This window comes from Natrinema sp. HArc-T2 (assembly GCF_041821085.1).
Classification (GTDB): domain Archaea; phylum Halobacteriota; class Halobacteria; order Halobacteriales; family Natrialbaceae; genus Natrinema.
This window is the reverse complement of record NZ_JBGUAZ010000026.1, coordinates 1-1,060: the sequence shown is the minus strand read 5'-3', so window position 1 is coordinate 1,060 and position 1,060 is coordinate 1. Positions and strand designations below refer to the sequence as shown.

The window sequence follows — 1,060 nt, the reverse complement described above, 5'->3', positions numbered from 1 at the left end:
CTATAGTAGACATTAGAAGTAATTGCTCATATTTGGTACAGAGATCCGATCAATAGCATTATCAATCGCTGTTGTGAGATCGTCGAGTGAGCCAAAGAAACGGTTGCTAAGTGCCGCTTGTAGTTGTCTCCAGCACTCTTCGACAGGATTTAGCTCTGGTGAGTACGCCGGCAATGTCACGAAGTCGAGGTCGTCACGGGCCGCTAGGTCCGTGACGGCCGACGCCCGGAAATATGGTGCTCCATCCAGGACAATAATTAGATCATCTTCGAACTCTTTGCATAACGCGAGAATGAAATGTTTTGCATGATCGGCGGTAACGTACTCTTCAAATCGAGAGAAAAAGCGATCACCGTTCTCGGTGATCGCACCTAGCAGACACGTCCAGTCACGTTGTCCAGATAACTCAACGGACGGCCGCGTACCGCGGGGAAACCACGCGGCACGCGGCTCAACTTGGACGGATTTCTTGGTTTGATCGATGCAGACTACTGTGGCGTCCATTTCCCGCCGCTTTTTTTGAGTTCTTCACGGAACGTTTCTTGCTCATCAGCATCAGACTCAGCGGCTGTACGGCGAGGTTTTTGATAGCTCAATCCCGCTTCTTTGAGCAACCGCCGACAGCTCGGGATTGAGTACTCGACATCGTACGTCTCGTCAAGATACTGCTGGACGAGCGCCGGCGTCCACGCCGGCGCATCAACCCCAACATTCTCTGGTGATTCGTGGACAGCTTCTTCGAATTCTTTTTGCTCTTTTTCTGAGAGCTTCCGTTTTCTCCCAGAGCGATGAGCATCAGTAACGGCTTGCTCAAGCGACTCGTCGGTGTCGAGTCGCTTGAGCCAGCTATAGATTGTTCGTCGCTGAACGTCGTACCACTCGGCTAGTTGAGTCTGCGTGACGCCGTTCTTGTACGCTATTGCTGCTAAGAGCCGTTGTGTCGGCTTTTTGCCCTCCACGTTGTCAAGGGAATCTTGCAATTCCTCGACTGAGATCTCGTCGAGATGATCCACTGTGTTTAGCAACACTACCTGAGTAGAAAGTTCTAACGGGTACTATA

Annotated in this window: 1 protein-coding gene; it reads right to left on the bottom strand. The window is 51.1% G+C overall.

Annotated elements, in window-relative coordinates:
• Positions 1-12: 12 nt before the first annotated feature.
• A protein-coding gene (locus ACERI1_RS18800) for an IS630 family transposase (RefSeq protein ID WP_373620000.1) occupies positions 13-1,013 on the bottom strand; the annotation gives its coding sequence in 2 pieces (ribosomal slippage) (positions 13-521 and positions 521-1,013; 1,002 coding nt in all).
• Between the last annotated feature and the right edge of the window lie 47 nt (positions 1,014-1,060).